The organism is Polaromonas sp. P1_F1 (assembly GCF_056405795.1).
In genome coordinates this window covers 164,058-180,757 of record NZ_JBFUBJ010000007.1, presented here as the reverse complement: position 1 = coordinate 180,757, position 16,700 = coordinate 164,058, and the positions used below count along the sequence as shown (strand labels likewise).

16 protein-coding genes are annotated in these 16,700 nt (G+C 63.0%); 10 read left to right on the top strand and 6 right to left on the bottom strand.

Going from position 1 to position 16,700, the window contains the following annotated elements; translation table 11 throughout:
• Positions 1–19 precede the first annotated feature (19 nt).
• The 4 genes from AC1DZE_RS18600 to AC1DZE_RS18585 are packed head-to-tail and all read right to left on the bottom strand — an operon-like array spanning position 20 to position 3,149.
• The gene (locus tag AC1DZE_RS18600; RefSeq protein WP_477671777.1) at positions 20–640 is read right to left on the bottom strand and encodes an ATP-binding cassette domain-containing protein; all 621 of its coding nucleotides are present in this window, start codon (positions 638–640) and stop codon (positions 20–22) included.
• Positions 641–646: 6 nt separating this feature from the next.
• The gene (locus tag AC1DZE_RS18595; RefSeq protein ID WP_477670355.1) at positions 647–1,393 is read right to left on the bottom strand and encodes an ABC transporter ATP-binding protein; all 747 of its coding nucleotides are present in this window, start codon (positions 1,391–1,393) and stop codon (positions 647–649) included.
• Positions 1,390–2,133 carry an ABC transporter ATP-binding protein gene (locus AC1DZE_RS18590; protein WP_477670354.1) on the bottom strand — a complete coding sequence of 248 codons (744 nt, stop codon included), beginning with the start codon at positions 2,131–2,133 and terminating at the stop codon, positions 1,390–1,392. Before AC1DZE_RS18590 ends, AC1DZE_RS18595 begins: the two co-directional genes overlap by 4 nt.
• Positions 2,130–3,149 carry a branched-chain amino acid ABC transporter permease gene (locus AC1DZE_RS18585; protein WP_477670353.1) on the bottom strand — a complete coding sequence of 340 codons (1,020 nt, stop codon included), beginning with the start codon at positions 3,147–3,149 and terminating at the stop codon, positions 2,130–2,132. The genes AC1DZE_RS18590 and AC1DZE_RS18585 overlap by 4 nt, the downstream gene beginning before the upstream one ends.
• A 180-nt stretch (positions 3,150–3,329) precedes the next feature.
• Here AC1DZE_RS18585 and AC1DZE_RS18580 point away from each other — a divergent pair, with 180 nt between their 5' ends.
• The 7 genes from AC1DZE_RS18580 to AC1DZE_RS18550 all read left to right on the top strand — a co-directional run bounded on the left by AC1DZE_RS18580 (position 3,330) and on the right by AC1DZE_RS18550 (position 11,214).
• Entirely contained in the window at positions 3,330–4,220 is an 891-nt protein-coding gene (locus tag AC1DZE_RS18580; protein ID WP_477670352.1) for a MurR/RpiR family transcriptional regulator, read from the top strand.
• The gene (locus AC1DZE_RS18575) at positions 4,217–6,160 is read left to right on the top strand and encodes a bifunctional 5-dehydro-2-deoxygluconokinase/5-dehydro-2-deoxyphosphogluconate aldolase (RefSeq protein WP_477671776.1); all 1,944 of its coding nucleotides are present in this window, start codon (positions 4,217–4,219) and stop codon (positions 6,158–6,160) included. The genes AC1DZE_RS18580 and AC1DZE_RS18575 overlap by 4 nt, the downstream gene beginning before the upstream one ends.
• A gap of 60 nt (positions 6,161–6,220) precedes the next feature.
• Positions 6,221–7,126 (top strand): NAD(P)-dependent oxidoreductase, encoded by a 906-nt coding sequence (locus tag AC1DZE_RS18570; protein WP_477670350.1) that lies wholly within the window; start codon positions 6,221–6,223, stop codon positions 7,124–7,126.
• A gap of 40 nt (positions 7,127–7,166) precedes the next feature.
• Positions 7,167–8,519 (top strand): ABC transporter substrate-binding protein, encoded by a 1,353-nt coding sequence (locus AC1DZE_RS18565; RefSeq protein ID WP_457281808.1) that lies wholly within the window; start codon positions 7,167–7,169, stop codon positions 8,517–8,519.
• 26 nt (positions 8,520–8,545) lie between these two features.
• Entirely contained in the window at positions 8,546–9,475 is a 930-nt protein-coding gene (locus tag AC1DZE_RS18560) for a branched-chain amino acid ABC transporter permease (RefSeq protein ID WP_477670349.1), read from the top strand.
• A gap of 134 nt (positions 9,476–9,609) precedes the next feature.
• Positions 9,610–10,353: an SDR family NAD(P)-dependent oxidoreductase gene (locus AC1DZE_RS18555; RefSeq protein WP_477670348.1), complete on the top strand. Its 744-nt coding sequence runs from the start codon at positions 9,610–9,612 to the stop codon at positions 10,351–10,353.
• Between the two features lie 51 nt (positions 10,354–10,404).
• Positions 10,405–11,214: an SDR family NAD(P)-dependent oxidoreductase gene (locus AC1DZE_RS18550; protein WP_477670347.1), complete on the top strand. Its 810-nt coding sequence runs from the start codon at positions 10,405–10,407 to the stop codon at positions 11,212–11,214.
• A 3-nt stretch (positions 11,215–11,217) separates the two neighbouring features.
• Here AC1DZE_RS18550 and AC1DZE_RS18545 read toward each other — a convergent pair whose 3' ends face one another.
• Positions 11,218–12,408, bottom strand: coding sequence for a pyridoxal-phosphate-dependent aminotransferase family protein (locus AC1DZE_RS18545; protein WP_477700408.1), 1,191 nt, complete (start codon positions 12,406–12,408; stop codon positions 11,218–11,220).
• Positions 12,409–12,417: 9 nt separating this feature from the next.
• Positions 12,418–13,320, bottom strand: coding sequence for a DMT family transporter (locus AC1DZE_RS18540; RefSeq protein ID WP_477671774.1), 903 nt, complete (start codon positions 13,318–13,320; stop codon positions 12,418–12,420).
• Positions 13,321–13,407: 87 nt separating this feature from the next.
• Between AC1DZE_RS18540 and AC1DZE_RS18535 the strand changes: the two genes are divergently transcribed.
• The 3 genes from AC1DZE_RS18535 to AC1DZE_RS18525 all read left to right on the top strand — a co-directional run bounded on the left by AC1DZE_RS18535 (position 13,408) and on the right by AC1DZE_RS18525 (position 16,700).
• The gene (locus AC1DZE_RS18535; protein WP_477671773.1) at positions 13,408–14,310 is read left to right on the top strand and encodes a LysR substrate-binding domain-containing protein; all 903 of its coding nucleotides are present in this window, start codon (positions 13,408–13,410) and stop codon (positions 14,308–14,310) included.
• Positions 14,311–14,395: 85 nt separating this feature from the next.
• A complete protein-coding gene (locus tag AC1DZE_RS18530) occupies positions 14,396–15,403 on the top strand; it encodes a Bug family tripartite tricarboxylate transporter substrate binding protein (RefSeq protein ID WP_477670343.1) in 1,008 nt (335 codons plus the stop codon).
• A 214-nt stretch (positions 15,404–15,617) separates the two neighbouring features.
• A complete protein-coding gene (locus AC1DZE_RS18525) occupies positions 15,618–16,700 on the top strand; it encodes an asparaginase (protein WP_457281800.1) in 1,083 nt (360 codons plus the stop codon).

Sequence of the window (16,700 nt, the reverse complement as noted above, 5' to 3'; positions counted from 1 at the left end):
CCGCGCGCGGCGCCGTGGATCAAGCTGCCGGCGCCAGCGCCCCCAGGTAGGCCCTGACCTTCTCGTCGCGCGCCAGCGTGTCGAAGTCAGGCGCTTCGCTGACCGCACCTTTTTGTACAAAGATGAAACGCTCGCAGCATTGCCGCAGGATGTCGACGTGGTAGGGCTCGTTGGGATGCAGGCATAAAAACACCAGGCGGCCGTTGGCCCTGAGTTTGGCGAAGAAGTCCAGCATGAAGCCGATGTAGCCATCCTGCGTGTTGAACTGCGGTTCGTCGAACAGGTGCACCAGCGGCGAATCGCTCTGCGCATGCGCCAGCATGAAGTCGGGTTTGGTCTTTTGAAATGACCGCACCTGGTATGACTGGTGGTAGTGGATCGCCAGCCGGTCGCGTTCGCGTGTGCGCACCTGGTGGATGTCCTGGCCGTTGACCAGCACGCGGCCCGCGCTCGGCAGGTTGCTACCGGTGATCAGTTCGAACAGCGTGGTCTTCCCGGAACCGTTGGGGCCCATGACACCAACCACGCAGGGCTTGTGCACCTCGAAATCGGCGTTCAGTGAAAAGGTGGTCGTCTTGCGGAAGACGCCACGCTGGTATTGCTTGGCGACGTTCTCGACGCGTAACAGTGGATGGCTCATGCTGGCTCAGACTCCCAAAAGCTGCCGGCACAAGGCGGCGTCGTTGCGCAGATCGGCCGCAGGGCCCTCGTGGACGATCACGCCCTGGTTCATCACATAGGCGCGGTCGGCCACCTGTAGTGCGCTCTGCACGTTTTGCTCGACCACCAGCACCGCGATGCCTTCGGCCTTGAGCCGGCTGATGGTTTTCATCACGTCCTGCACCACCTTGGGCGCCAGGCCCTGGCTGGGTTCGTCGAACAGCACCAGGCCGGGCGAGCCCAGCAGCGCGCGCGAGATTGCGACCATCTGCATTTCGCCGCCCGAGAGGTTTTCGCACTCGCGGTGCATCAGGTATTCGAGCGCGCTGAAGATTTCAAAACATTCCTTCTCCTGCCAGGGGCGAAAGCGCGTGGTCTTGCGGGCGATAGCCAGGTTGCGCGCTACCGTCAGCGTCGGGAAGATGCGGCGGTCGTCCGGCACCCAGCCCATGCCGGCCTTGGCGATCTCGTGCGTGGGCATACGGGTGATGTCGCACGCGTCGAAGGCAATGCTGCCCTTGCGTGGCGGCGTGAGGCCGAGCACGGAGCGAAGCAGCGTGGTCTTGCCCGCGCCGTTGGGGCCCAGCAGTGCCACCACTTCGCCGGCGCCGACTTTCAGCGATATGTCGAACAGCACCTGCGTTTCGCCGTAGTAGGTGTCTATGCGGTTCACCGCCAGCATGTCGGCCTGCGGCGACACGGTTTTGATGACGGACTTCAGGACCGCGCTCATGCCAGCGCCCCCAGGTTGGACCGCCGCACCCATTCGTTTTCACGCAACTGGTCAGGCGTGCCATGGCTGATGACCTGGCCCCAGTGGATGACGGAGATCTGGTCGGCGAGCTTGAAGAGGAAATTCATGTCGTGTTCGATGATCACAATCGTGAGCTGGCGCTTGAGTTCTTTCACCAGCTCCATCAGGCGCGCCGTGCCTTCGGCACCCAGGCCGGCGGTGGGTTCGTCGAGGAAGAGCATGCGTGGCTCGGCTGCGAGTGCTACACCGATCTCCAGCGCGCGGCGCTCGCCGTAAGACAGGCTGCTGGCCAGCACGTGCTCCTTGCCCTTGAGGCCGACGCGCTCGAGGATGGCCGCGGCCAGTTGCTGGGCCGTGCTGTCGGCGCCCAGATCGCGCCAGGGGTTGAAGCCCTGCCTGCGCACATGCGGCGTGGCCACCAGCACGTTGTCGAGCGCGGTGTAGCTGTCGAACAAATTCATGATCTGGAAGGAACGCGACACGCCCTTGCGGGCAATCTCCCGCGGCGAGAGGCCGGTGATGTCCTCGCCGGCAAAGGTCACACGGCCGCGGTCGGGCTTGTAGCGGCCCGTCAGCACATTGAAGCAGGTGGTTTTGCCCGCGCCGTTGGGGCCCATGATGCCGTTGAGCTCACCTTCCCTGAAGCTGAGCGTGATGTCTTGCAGCACCACCTGGGCACCAAAGCGTTTGGACAGGCCGCTGGCCTCGAAGAGCTTCACAGTGCACCTCCGGCGGGGGTTGTCACGGGTTTGGCCACCACAGTGCGCCGCGGCCGTGCCTTCCAGGCTTGCCACGCGCCGGCAATGCCTTCGGGCTTGAACAGCACCATCGCCATGAAGACGAGGCCATACCAGAGCAGCCAGGTCTCGGTGTAGGCGCCCAGCAGGTCACGCGCCAGAATAAAGAAAGTGGCGCCGATGATGGGGCCCCAAAAACTTACGAGGCCGCCGCCTATCAGCACCATCATCACGACGAATCCCGAGTTGTGCAGGCTCATGACGTTGGGGTAGGCCGACTGCTGCGCCATGGCGAACAGCGCACCGGCCAGGCCCGCCACCGCGGTGGAGATCGTGAAGGCCAGCCACTTGTAAAGCCACACGTTGTAGCCCACAAAGGCGGCGCGGGTCTCGTTCTGCTTGATGGCACTGAAGATGCGACCCAATGGCGAATGGATCAGCCGCCACAGCACCAGCAGCACCAACCCGAACAGCACGAGGCAAAAGAAGAAGAGGGCGTTGTTGCCGGAGAGATTGAAAGACACAAAACCAAAATCGGCCGGCAGGCGCTTGATGTTCAGCAGCCCGTCTTCACCGCCCGTGACGGTATGCCATTTGTTGGCGATGAACCAGAACACCTGGCCGAATGCGATGGTGAGCAAGGCGTAATAAATGCCGCGCCTGTGTGAGATGAACAGCGCCACCAGCGCGCCGAGCGCCGCTGTGACCAGCACCGCGCCGGCCAGGTCGAACCACAGGTTGGGCCAGACCTTGAGTTGCAGCAGGCCGAAGGCGTAGGCGCCCGCGCCAAAGAATGCACCGTGCCCGAAGGAGGGCAGGCCGGTGAAACCCAGGAGCAGGTTGTAGCCCATCGCAAACAACACCCAGATCATGATTTCCAGGGCCAGGTATTGGTACAGCCCGACGCGGCCCACCCACAGCGGCGTGGACAGCAGCACCAGCAATGTGGCGAGCATCGGCAGAGGGATCAGCGGCGCGCGGCCGGAAGCGAGTTGCATGGGGACCTTGTCTCTTCGGTTTTTCTGGGTGAATGAGTGGAGCTAGAAAAACAAGTGCTGAAAATGGGCTGGACACAACAGAATATACGTTCTATTATTTAAATAAGCAAGAATATCTATTCTAATTTGATGCGACGCAGGCCCGGCCCGTCCATCGCATTCCCGAGGCGGCAACGACATATGGACTCTGCAACGACTTACGAAGAACTCAAGGCGCTGATTGGCCGGATTTACCCGGACATGTCCAAGCAGCTGCAGCGCATCGCGCGCTTCGCGCTCGAGCAGCCCAACGACCTGGCGCTGGGCACGGTGGCGACGGTGGCCGAGGCCACCGAGGTGCAGCCTTCGGCCATGATCCGCTTCGCCAACGCGCTGGGCTATGGCGGCTTCTCCGAAATGCAGCAGGTGTTCCGCGGCCACCTGCTGGAGCGTTCCGACAGCTACCGCGAACGCATAGACCAGATGCGGCGCAAGCAGCTCAACGGCGAGCGCGCACCGGCCGGTGTACTGCACCAGTTGGTGGGCGAATCGGTGGCCGAACTCGGCCACCTCGAGGAAAGCATCGCCCAGGCCGACCTGAAAGCGGCTGTCAAGCTCATGGCCTCGGCGCCGCGCATCCATGTGCTGGCCCAGCGCCGCGCTTTTCCGGTGGCGGGCTACCTCGCTTATGCGTTGAGCCAGCTCGAACTGCGCACCCACCTGCTCGACGGAACGGGCGGCATGCTGCGCGAAAGCCTGCGCTCCGTTGCGCCCGGCGATGTGTTGATCGCCGCCAGCTTTCGCAACTATTCGCCCGAAGTCATCGCGGCTGCAGCAGAGGCCGCCAAACTGGGAGCGCTGGTAATTGCCATTACCGACGGTCCCCTCTCGCCGCTCAAGGCGCATGCCAAGGTTTGCCTGGAGCTGGCCGACGATTCCTCCAAGCCGTTCCGCTCGCTGGTCGCACCGCTGTGTCTGGCACAGGCGCTGGTGGTCAGCACCGGTCATCAACTGGCTGAGCAGAGCGCAGCGAAAGCCAAAACCAGGAACAGCAAGACCGCAGCCAAGCCAACTCGCAAGGGGGCCGTATGAGCCGCCCGCTGGATCTGATCTGTGTCGGCCGCGCCGCGGTGGATCTGTATGGCGAGCAAATCGGGGGCCGTCTTGAAGACATGCAGAGCTTCACCAAATATTTGGGTGGCTCGCCGGCCAACACCGCGGTGGGCGTGGCGCGCCTGGGTCTGAAGCCCGCCATGCTGACCCGTGTGGGTGACGAGCACAATGGCCGTTTTGTGCGCGAAACCCTGGCGGCCGAAGGCGTGGACGTGAGCCATGTCGCCACCGATCCCAAGCGCCTGACGGCACTGGTGTTTCTGGGAATCCAGGACCGCGACACTTTTCCGCTGGTGTTCTACCGCGACAACTGCGCCGACATGGCGATCAGTCCAGACGACTTCGATGCGGCCTTCATTGCTTCGGCCAAGGCGCTCCTGATTTCGGGCACGCACCTGTCGCAGCCGCTCACCTATGAAAGCTGCAAGCGCGCCATGATGATGGCCAAAGCCGCGGGCACGCGCGTGGTGCTCGATATCGATTATCGACCCGTGCTATGGGGCCTGACCAGCCCGGGCATGGGCGAGCAGCGCTTTGTACCTTCCGGCGAGGTCAGCGCGCATCTGCAAACCGTCGTCGGTCACTGCGATCTGGTGGTCGGTACTGAAGAAGAAGTTCACATCGCCGGGGGCAGCACCGACACGCTCGCAGCCCTGCGCCGCTTGCGCGAGTTGACGCAGGCCACGCTGGTGGTCAAACGCGGGCCCATGGGCTGCGTGGTGTTCGACGGTGCGATTCCCGATTCACTGGAAAAAGGTTTGCAAGGCCCCGGCTTTCCGGTGGACGTCTACAACGTATTGGGCGCCGGCGATGCGTTCATGTCGGGGTTTCTGCGCGGCTGGATCCCGGGGGAGCCGCTCACACGCTGCTGCGCCTATGCCAACGCCTGCGGCGCGCTGGTGGTGTCGCGCCATGGCTGCGCGCCGGCCATGGCGAGCTGGGAAGAGTTGCAGTTTTTCTTGATGCATGGCTCGGCCACTCGGCGCCTGCGCGAAGACGCGCAGCTCGAACACCTGCACCGTGTCAGCACGCGCACACGCCGCTGGGAAGAACTGGTCATCCTGGCGTTCGACCACCGCATGCAGCTGGAAGAGGTAGCGGCACGCCATGGCGCGCCTAGCGAACGCATCCCCCTTTTCAAATCCCTGATCGCCGAAGGTGCGCGGCTTGGAGCCGGCCAGCGCAGTGGCGTCGGCGTGATCGTTGACGGACGCTTTGGTGAAGAGGTGCTTCCAACGGTGACCGGCAAAGGCTGGTGGGTCGCAAGGCCGGTCGAGCTGCCGGGTTCACGACCGCTGCAGTTCGAAGCCGGCGCCGGCCTGGGTGCGGTCATGCGAACCTGGCCCGGCGAGCACGTCGCCAAATGCCTGGTGTATTACCACCCGCATGACAAGCCGGCCTTGCGCGACAGCCAGCTGGCCAAATTGGCCGACCTGCAGCGAGCCAGCGTGGACAGCTTTCACGAGTTCCTCATCGAGGTGATCCCACCCAAGGACATGCCCGCGGATGGCGACACCGTACCGATGGCGCTCGAACAAATCTACCAGGCTGGCATCTTCCCCGACTGGTGGAAGCTGCCGCCAGCCGTTAGTGCGGCTGCCTGGGAAAAGATCGCGGCCGTGGTGGCGCAGCACGACCCGCATTGCCGCGGTGTGCTGGTGCTGGGCCTGGAGGCCAGCGAGGAAAAACTGGATCAGAGCTTTCGAATCGCAGCGCCGCACGCCATCTGCCGCGGCTTTGCCGTGGGGCGCTCGATCTTTGCCGATGCCGCAACTGGCTGGTTCTCAGGCGCCATGGACGACGCGGCGGTGGTCAAGGCCATTGCCGAGCGCTATGCGCGGCTGATCTCGCTGTGGGACCAGGCGAGGGCGGGCGCAGGGGCCACTGTTTCAGTAGCCGCCACTGAGGCCGTGAACTAAGCCGCCAAACGCAACAGACAGAACAGACAAGCCACAACGGGAAAGAAAACGGAGACAAACATGACAATACCCAAAATCGGATTCATCGGCATCGGCATGATGGGCCACGGCATGGCCAGGAATCTGCTGGCCAAGGGCTTCGCCCTCACCTTCAAGGTCAACCGCAACAGGGACAACCTGGCCGACCTGATTGCCGCCGGCGCGAAAGAGGCCAGGACCAACGCCGAATGCGCGCAGGCCAGCGATATCGTGTTCATCTGCGTCACGGGCTCGCCCCAGGTCGAAGAGATTGTCTACGGCAAGGACGGCTTGCTGGACGGCGGCCGCAAAGGCCTGATCGTGGTCGACACCTCCACCGCCGAGCCCGCTTCCAGCACCCGCATCCGCAACGACCTCGCGGCCAAAGGCATCAAGCTGGTCGATGCGCCGCTGGCGCGCACGCCCAAGGAAGCCGAGGAAGGCAGGCTCAACACCATGGTCGGCGCCGAGCCTGAGGACTTCAAGGCGCTGGAGCCGGTGCTCAAGGCCTTTTGCGAAAACATCTTCCACGTCGGCCCGCCCGGCCACGGCCACGTGCTCAAGCTGGTCAACAACATGATGGCCATGAGCTTTGCGGCCTCGATTGCCGAGGCCTTTGCGGTGGCGGCCAAAAGCGGACTGGACCTCAACCGCCTCTATGACGTGATCTCGGCCGGGGGCGTGAACTGCGGCATCTTTCAGATGATGGCAACGAAAACGCTCAAGGAAGGCGATGTCACCGGCTTCAAGTTCGGCATCGCCAATGCGCAAAAAGATTTGCGCTACTACACCCATCTGGCCGAGATGCTGCCCGTCACCAGCTTCATGGGTGAGGCCACGCACCAAAGCCTGATCCAGGCCAGCAACGCTGGTTACGGCGACAAGCTGATCGCCTCCCTTTTCGAAGCACAGGAAAAACTCAACGACGTCAAGATCGTTCCCCGTTAAGCCAACCCGTTTGACCCATTTACACGCAGGAGACAAAACCATGAGCGACATCAAGAACAACCACGCAACACCTGAATCCCAATCCGACAGCAAGGCCACCTCGCGCCGCGCGCTGCTCAAGCACTCAAGCCTGGCGCTGGTGGGGGCGGGCCTGTACGGCGCGGCGCCCTTCATGGGGCCGTGGAAGCACAACCACGCCTGGGCGCAGACCGGCCAGAAGAAACCGCTGACCATTGGCCTGACCATGGACGCTTCGGGCCTGTATGCAGCCTCGGGCGCCGAAGAGCGCCTGGGCGCCATGATGGCGATCAAGGAATTTAACGACAAGGGCGGTGTGCTGGGCCGGCGCATTGAGGCCATCCATATTGACACGGAAACGACACCGGCCACCGGCTCGCGCGTGGCCGAACGCATGATCACGCGCAATGAGGCCTCCTTTCTGATCGGTGCAGTGCACTCAGGCGTCTCCAATGCCATCTCGCAGGTTGCGCAGAAATACGGCACGGTATTTTTTAACACCAACTCCAGCAGCCCGACCGAGGCCGGCAAGGACTGCCACCGCACCAAGTTCGTCTGGGACGGCAACGGCACCAACTTTTCCAACGCGATCGTCAAGAACGCCATCAAGGCCAGCGGCAAGAACTGGGTGCTGCTGACCAACGACTATGTGTGGGGCCACACCACCTCCAAGGCGACACGCGCGATCGTGGAAGCCAACGGCGGGCGCATCGTTGAGGAGCTGCTGGTGCCGCAAAACACCCGCGACTTCTCGTCCTACCTGCTCAAGCTGCAACAGCTCAAGCCCAATGTGGTGGCCACGGCGGTGGGCGGTGACGACATCAAGGCGCTGCGCCAGCAAGTTGTGCAGCTCAAGATGAACCAGTCCATGGCGTGGATCAACAACCAGCAGGACTGGCCCGATGTCTACGGTCTGGGCCCCGAGGCCATCTTCGGCGTCTTCGGCACCACGTGGTACTGGCGCCTGGGCCTGCCGGGCGTCAAAGAGTTTGTGGCGGCATACCAGAAGCAGTTCCCTGGCATGGCGATTCGCGTGCCGGGCAATGTGTATCACAACGGTTATATGGCCACGCGCGAGCTGCTGCGCTGTGTGGAAGAGGCCGGCACCACCAACAACATTGCCGTGATCAAAAAGCTCGAAGGCCGCAAGATGAGCGCGGCCGACCGCCTGCAGCACTACGACGCGTGGATGGATCCCGTCACCCACCAGTGCCAGCAGACGATTTACATGGCGACCTACAACGACCAGCCCGCCGAGAAAGACGACATCTTCAAGATCCTCACACAGGCCGATCCCAAGGATGTGGCGGACAAGGATGCCGGCGGCGCCTGCAAGCTTGAGAGCTACGACGCGACCCCCAGCTACGAAGTCTGACTGGCCCTCCATCTTCAAAGACCGACATGGATTTTCTGCTCCAGCTTATTCCGCACCTCGTCAACGGCATCTCGCTGGGCCTGTTGTTCGCACTCATCGCGTTGGGCTTCATGCTCATCGTGGGGGTGATGGAAACCATCAACCTGGCGCACGGCTCGCTGTTTGCGCTGGGCATGTACTTCGCGCTTTTCCTGATCGCACCGCAGCTGGGCATGTTCCCGAACCTGCAGGCCTGGTACATGAGTTTGCCGCTGGGAACGCGTTACCTGGCGGCACTCATTCTTGCGCCCATCCTGGTGGGTATTTTCGGCTTGTTGCTGGAGCTGTGCATGCGGCGCACTTATGGCCGTGACCCGCTCTATGGCCTGCTGCTGACCTTCGGTGCGGCGCTGGTCATTGAGGAAACCATACGCCTGGTGTGGGGCTCCTCGGAAAAGCAGTTGATGCTGCCTGAAGTCATCTCTGGCGCTTTCCTGATGGGTGACCTGGTCTATTCGAAGTATCGCTTCTTCGCCAGTGGATTCGCCATCCTGATGATCATGCTGCTCTGGGTGTTTTTGCAGAAGACGCCTTACGGCGCGATCATCAAGGCCGGCGCGCACGACAGTGAAATGGTGCGCGCCCTGGGCATCAACCTTTCTCGCCTGCGCCTTTTCGTATTTGGTCTGGGCGTGGCGTTGGCCGCCATCGCCGGCGTGGTCATGGCGCCGATCTGGGGTATCCGCCCGCATGTGGGCGTAGACGCAGTGGTGCCGGCATTCCTGATCATTGTGCTGGGCGGCGTCGGTTCGCTCTGGGGTGCAGTGATCGCCGGGCTGATGGTCGGCATGGTTGTTGGGCTCACGGGTTCGTATGCGTCCGAATGGTCGTTGATGTCCATGTACCTCTTGTTCATTGCCGTCGTGACATTCCGCTCACGTGGATTGTTTGGCAAGAAGAGCGTCCTGGACGCTTGAAGTCGGCACACCCCCGTCTCGGCTCACTTTGTGTAGCCGGATCCCCCCTTGCAGGGGGCAACACTAGCGGCCCGGCAAAGCCGGTTCCGCGGTGTTCTGGTAAAGAGTTTTTTGACGACTATGAAAGTTGAGTAATGAAACCGCTTGAAAACAAAGTCGCGCTCGTCACGGGCGCGGCGGGCACCATGGGCCTGGCCGTCGTCAAGGTGTTGCTGGAGGACGGCTGCAAGGTCGCGATGGTGGATGTCAGCCATGAACGCAACCGTGCGCTCGCACATGAGTTGGGCTCGCGTGTCCTGCCGTTCTCGTTTGACATCAGCGATGCGGCCGCCGTGAGCGACGGTCATGCGCTCATCGTCAAGGCCTTCGGGCCAGTCGACATCCTGATCAACAACGCGGGCATCCTGTCCAACAACAAGATCGAGGCCACCGAAGCGGGTGAATGGCGGCGCGTGATGGGCGCCAACCTCGACGGCGCTTTTTACCTTGCGCAGCAGGTGGTGCCGGCAATGAAGGTGCGGCGCTTCGGCCGCATCATCAACACCAGCTCCCTGGCGGCCAAGACAGGTGGATTGACAGCAGGCACGGCCTATTCGGTGTCCAAGGGCGCGATGAGTTCGCTGACCTTTTCACTGGCGCGCGAACTCGCGCCCTTTGGCGTCACGGCCAATGCCGTCGCGCCCGCTTACGTCAAAACGCCCATGATCACCGAACAGCTCAATGAAGAGCAGCGCCAGAAGCTGCTCAAGGACATCCCGGTCGGCCGCTTCTGCGAGCCCGAGGAGTTCGCTCACGTGGTGCGCTTCCTGGCCTCGCCGCTGTCGGGTTTTATCACGGGCGAGATCATCGACCTGAACGGCGGGCTATTGATGGACTGAGGGAAAGCCCTTTCGTCGCTAGCCGGCTTTGCGCCCACAATTTCGCCATCCATGAGCATCACACCCCGGATTGATTTCAGTACCGCGCTTTCAGGCCTTTTTGACCTGCGCGGCAAAACCGCTTACGTGCCCGGTGGCTATGGTGGTATTGGCGAGGCCGTTGCCTGGGGCCTGGCGATGGCCGGCGCACGGGTGGCAGTTTCGGGGCGCGACGAAGCCAAGGCCGAGGCCGTTGCCTCCGCGCTGCGTGCGGCAGGGCACGAGGCCATGGGTCTGGCCATGGACGCGCATTCGGTGCCGCAGATGCAGGCTTCCGTTGATGCGGTTGCGGCGCAATGGGGAGCCCTCGACATCTTGATGAACTGCGTCGGCATGCAGCGTGAGCAGGCCTTGCTGGAGGTGACGGAAGAAGCCTTTGACGAGGTGTTGCAGGTCAACCTCAAGGCCGCCATGTTTCTTGCGCAGGCTGCGGCTAAAAAACAGATTGAAGGCGGCAGGGGCGGCGCTCAGGTGCATCTGCTGTCGGTGCGCGCGCAGCTCGGTTTGCGCGGCCGGGGTTATTCGGCCTACAGCAGCAGCAAGGGCGGCCTGGTCATGCTGATTCGCCAGCATGCGAGTGAACTGGCGCCGTACGGCATCACTGTCAACGGCATCGCACCTACGGTGGTGCAGACGGAGATGGCGCGCCACTGGCTCGAAAATCCTGAGACGCGCAAGCAGGTGTTGGAACGCATTCCGCTGGGTCGCGTGGCCGACCCGCAGGACGTGGCGGGTGCGGCCGTTTTTTTTGCGGCGCCCGCATCCCGCTTTGTGACCGGGCAGGTGCTTTACCTCGACGGCGGCATCACTGCCTCGCAGTAGGTACTAGCGTTTACCTGCCAAGGCTGCAACGGCATGCTGCACGCCGCCGCCGATGGGAATGCCCTGCACCTGCATGGCCGCTTCCAGGCCGGCCAGGCAACCCAGGATCATGGCCGGGTTCATGTCACCCAGGTGGCCGATGCGAAAGGTTCTTCCCGCCAGCGGGCCCAAACCGCCTGCAATCGCCACCTGAAACCGTTCGCGCGCAACAGTGCGCAAGGCTTCGGGATCAATGCCCGCAGTGACAGACACCGTCGTGACGGAGACCGAGCGCGCCGCAGGCTCGCGCACAAAAAGGCCCAGAGCACCGCCTTCACTCCAGGCATCGACAGCGGCGTGCACCGCACTGGCGATCAGCTGGTGGCGGGCGATGACCTCTTCGACGCCCTCATGAAAGATCAGCCCCAGTGCAGCCTCCAGGCCGAACAGCAGGCTTTGCGGCGGCGTGCCGCAGAACTTGCGGTAGCTGAGCGGGCTTTGCCGCCGCGCCCAGTCCCAGTAAAAGCGCGGCGAGGGATTGGCAGCGGCTACCTTCATCGCTGCGRCATCCGCAGCCACAAAGGCCAGACCGGGCGGCACCATCAAGCCTTTTTGCGAGGCGCCCAGCACGACGTTGGCGCCCAGCGCATCCATGGCAAAGGGCGACGCGCCCAGCGACGCGACCACATCTACCACCAGTAGCGCGGGGTGGGCCGTGGCTTCCAGCACCCGCCGGACTTTGCCCGGGTCACTGGTCATGCCGCTCGCAGTGTCGGTATGAACCACAAACACCGCCACGATGGCATGCGCAGTGTCGGCGCGCAGCGCGGCTTCTATGGCCGGCACGTCAATCGGGTAACCCTCGCGCCAGGGCGTGCGGATGACTGCTGCGCCCATGGCCTCGGCCTGTATGGCCCAGGATTCGGAGAAGTGCCCCGTCCCGGCGATCAGCACCTGCTGCCCGGGCGCCAGCAGGTTGGCGATCACGGCCTCCCAGGCGCCGTGGCCGTTGCAGGCATACAGGAAGACGTCGGCCGCGGTGGTTTGCAGCAGCGCCTTGAGCCCGGTCTCGCAGGCCTGGATCACACGATCAAGCCGCGGGTCGGCCAGGTCCATGGGCTGGCGCCGCATCGCATCCATGACCTCGTCAGGTACCCGCGTGGGGCCAGGTGAATGGAGGAAGCGATGGCCGGGGATGCGTTTATGAGGCGTCATGCTGAAAAATTATGCGCCTGCCGGCTTGCGATTGACCAGCACAATGCCCGCCGCGACCATGGCCAGCGCCACCAGCAGACCGGTGGTGATACTTTCTTTCAGCCACAGCGCGCCGAACAGCAGCGCGAACAGCGGCGTGAAAAACACGAACACCGAAATCTTGGTTGCCGGGTAGCGCCCCAGCATCCACATCCAGGCCAGGTAGCTGGCGAATGCGCCTATGACGGTCTGCAGCAGCAGGGAAGTAATGGCAAACGGGCTGAAATGCCACGACCATTGCTCGCCCAGGTAGAGCGACAGGGCCGGAAACACTGCGGCGCTAACGGCCAATTGGTAGAACAGGAGTTTTTCAGCGGAGATGCTGACCAGTTTGGTGGCACGTATCACCACCGTGGTCAGGCCCCACAGCATGCCGGCGGCCAGTGCCAGCAGATCGCCCCGCGCCGTCGACGCATGATCACCGGTGAAACCTTCACGCAGCGCGAACACCACGGAGGCGAAGGCGCACAACAGGCCCAGCCATTGCACGCCGCGCAGGCGTTCGGACTTCACCCACAGCGGTACCAGCAGGGCGACCCAGAAAGGCGAGGTGTACAGAAACACCGTGAGGCGGGAAGCGCTGGTGTATTGCAAGCCTACATAAATGCAGGCGAACTCTGCGCCGAACAGCGCGCCCGCCAGCAGGCCGGCCTTCAGCGAATCGTCGCGGCTGAAGAGCGGGACCTTGCGCCACAGGCACCAGAGCCAGAGCAACGCCGTGGCGCCAACCAGCCGCAGCGAGGCCTGGAACATCGGCGGTATTTCGCTGATCGTGGCCTTGATCAAGACCTGCTGCAGGCCCCAGAACAGGCAGCATCCCAGCAAGAGGGACATGGCGAGGAGATCGAGATTGGCTTTGCGGGCTGTCTTCATGCCTTGATGGTAGCCCGACCCCTGGCAGCTCGCTGGCCGGGGTAACAAGGAATACCATTGCATTAAATCCCTGGACAAGGTGCTGCCGTGGACCATAAATGGCTGGAAGACTTCATCGCGCTGGCACGTGAGCGCAGCTTTTCGCGTGCGGCGGAGCTTCGCCATGTGACGCAGCCGCAATTTTCGCGCCGTATCCGCGCTCTGGAGCTGTGGGTGGGCGCCGACCTGATCAATCGCGCGGTGATGCCTCTGGCCCTGACGGCCGCCGGTGAAGAGCTGCTGCCGGTGGCGCGCCGCGCGGCGGCGAGCCTTAACGATGCGCGCTCCCGCATCCGCCATGCACGGGGCGGGCTGGACTGGGTCACGTTGGCAACAGGCCGCACGCTCTCACGCAGCGCCGTGCCTGACTGGCTCGCGCGCGCCAAGCGCGGAGCCGGGGAGTTTCGCTTGCGCATTCTCACAGGCTCCATCCATGAAGGCGCCACCGCCCTGGAGCAGGGGGCTGCTGACTTCCTGCTGTCGTTCACGCATCCGCGGCTGCCGCTGTTGCTGGACGAACAGACGTTCGAAGGACTCGCGCTGGGCACCGACGAACTCGTGGCCGTCAGCGCACCGCGCGCCGATGGCCAGCCGCAGCACGCCTTGCCCGGCACGGCCCGCAAGCCGGTGCCGGTGCTGGGTTATGCGCCCACGCTCGCGCTGGGCCAGATCCTTCAGGACGGGCTCAGCCGCAGTGCGCGCGAGCTGCATCTGCATACCGTGACCGAGTCTGACTTCGCCGAGTCGCTGCATGAGCAGGCCTTGCAGGGCGTGGGCCTGGCCTGGCTGCCGCGCGGACTGGTCGAAGGTGACCTGCGCAGCGGAAGGCTGGTGGAGGCCGACGGCAAGGGCCTGACGGTCCGGTTTGAGATTCGCCTGTACCGGCCGCGCAGCCCGCGCAATGAATTGGTGCAGCGCATCTGGTCCGCCAGCACGCCGGCTGCTTCCTGAATCCAGGTCGCATGCGCCCATGCGTGATACGCATGGGCCGCGCAGGGGCGGCTCCTAGACTGGCGCCATCAACAAGGAGCGCGCCATGCCAGGAATGTTTACCCTCAATCGCCGCGGCGTGAGCCGCACACTTTGCCTTGCCGCCGCAGGGCTGTTGGGTTTGCCGGCTGCCTGGGGCCAGGCCTGGCCTGCCGGCAAGCCCATTTCGCTGGTGGTGGGCTACCCTGCCGGCGGAAGCGTGGACCTGGTGGCGCGCATCATCGCCGAACCGCTGGCCAAGCGCCTGGGCACACCCGTGGTGATCGAGAATATCGGCGGCGCCGGTGGAACCATAGGCGCCCAAAAAGTGGTCAGTGCCGCGCCCGACGGCTATACGCTGCTGCTGGGTTCGGGCAGCGAAATCTCGATTGCCAAACTGTTCAACGCTGCGGTCAAGTACAACGGTGAAACCGACTTGAGCCCGGTCGGGCTGATAGGCGTCACGCCCATGGTCTTTGTGACCAACACCAAGACCGGCGTCAAAACCATGGAGGAAGCGATTGCCAAATCCAAACGCGAACGCAACCAGCTGAGCTTTGCCTCTTCGGGCATAGGCACGCCGCTGCATGTGTCGGGAGAGCTGATCAACCTGATGGCTGGCACCACCTTCCGCCATGTGCCGTATCGCGGCGCAGGACAGCAGCTGCAGGACTTGCTGGGCGGCAATATCGAGTTCAGTGTCTCTGTGCTTTCCTCCGCGCTGCCACACATCGAGTCCGGCAAGATGATCCCCTTGGGCGTCACCACGCCGACGCGTTCGCGGGCTGCACCACAAATCCCTGCACTCGGCGAGAACCCCAAGCTCAAGGGTTACGACATGAACGTCTGGTTCGGCCTCTTCGGGCCCGCCAAGCTGCCGGCGCCCATGGTGGCGCGCCTGAACAGGGAGCTCAACGAAATCCTGCGCGAAGAAGCCGTTTGGCAAAAGCTCCAGAAAGCCGGCATCTCCAATGACGGCGGCACGCCACAGGCGCTCACGGCCTTTATCCGGGCTGAAACCCAGCGCGTGCGCAACGTGGTCAACAAGGCAGTGGCGACCGGCGCTACCTCGTAAGTCGTCAGCGGGAATTCACCCAAACCCATGCGGTGCCGTTGAAGCTGAAGACGCGGGGGCCGGGCCGGGACAACGGCGGCAGGCCCACAGAAGACCCTGGCTCGCCATGATCTGTATTTGTTAATCGCGAAGCGTGCTGGCCAGGCCCCTCCGGAGCACTGGCGGGGCTCTGCACGCCGAGCAATATTTTTAGCCCGACACGGAGGGAATTGTCATGCACTTATCTGTCATATCAATGTTGCGCGGGCTCGCCTGCGGTCTGCTATTGCCGCTTGCTGTTTCGGCTTCGGCGCTGGCCCAGGAAGTGAAGAAACCTAACGTGGTGCTCATCGCCACCGGCGGCACGATTGCCGGCGTCGGAGCATCGAGCACCAACATCGGCGCCTATCAGGCCGCTGTGGTTGCTGTCGACAAGATCATGGCCGCCGTGCCGGAAATCCAGACTATTGCCAACGTCAAGGGCGAGCAGATCTTTCAGGTCGGCTCACACAACCTCACCAACGACCGCCTGCTCCAACTGGCCCGGCGGGTGTCTGAACTCCTTCGGTCGGACGAGGTTGATGGCATCGTGATCACCCACGGCACCGATACCCTGGAAGAGACCTCGTACTTTCTCAACCTCACCGTCAAAAGCAGCAAGCCGGTCGTGATGCTCGGGTCAATGCGGCCCGGCACGGCACTCAGCGCAGATGGGCCGCTTAACCTCTACAACGCGGTGGCGGTCGCCGGGAGTAAAGAAGCGGTGGGAAAAGGGACTTTGGTGGTCATGAATGACGAGATTCACAGCGCCCGGGATGTCACTAAAACCAATGCGACCCGGGTTGACACCTTTAAATCTCCCTACGGTCCCCTCGGTCTCGTGATCGAAGGTCAGGCCAGGTTCTACCGTGCGTTGATTCGCCCGCATACGGTGCAGAGTGAGTTCGACATTGACAAGATACAGACTCTGCCGCAGGTCGACATTGCTTATGGCTATCAGAACATGAACCGTGCGGCATACGACGCGCTGGTCGCATCCGGGGCCAAGGGCATCATTCATGCGGGTGTCGGCGCGGGAAGCGTTCCTGAGTACATAGCTGGCCCGCTTAACGAGATTCGCGCCAAGGGGGTGTTTGTCGTTCGGGCAACCCGTACCGGCAGCGGTGTGGTGATTCGGAACAATTCGGTGAAGGATGACGTCAATGACTGGCTCGTTGTTGACGACCAGAATCCCCAGAAGGCCCGAATTCTTCTGGCCTTGGCCTTGACGAAAACAAGGGACACCAAAGAGTTGCAGAAAATCTTCTGGCGGTACTGA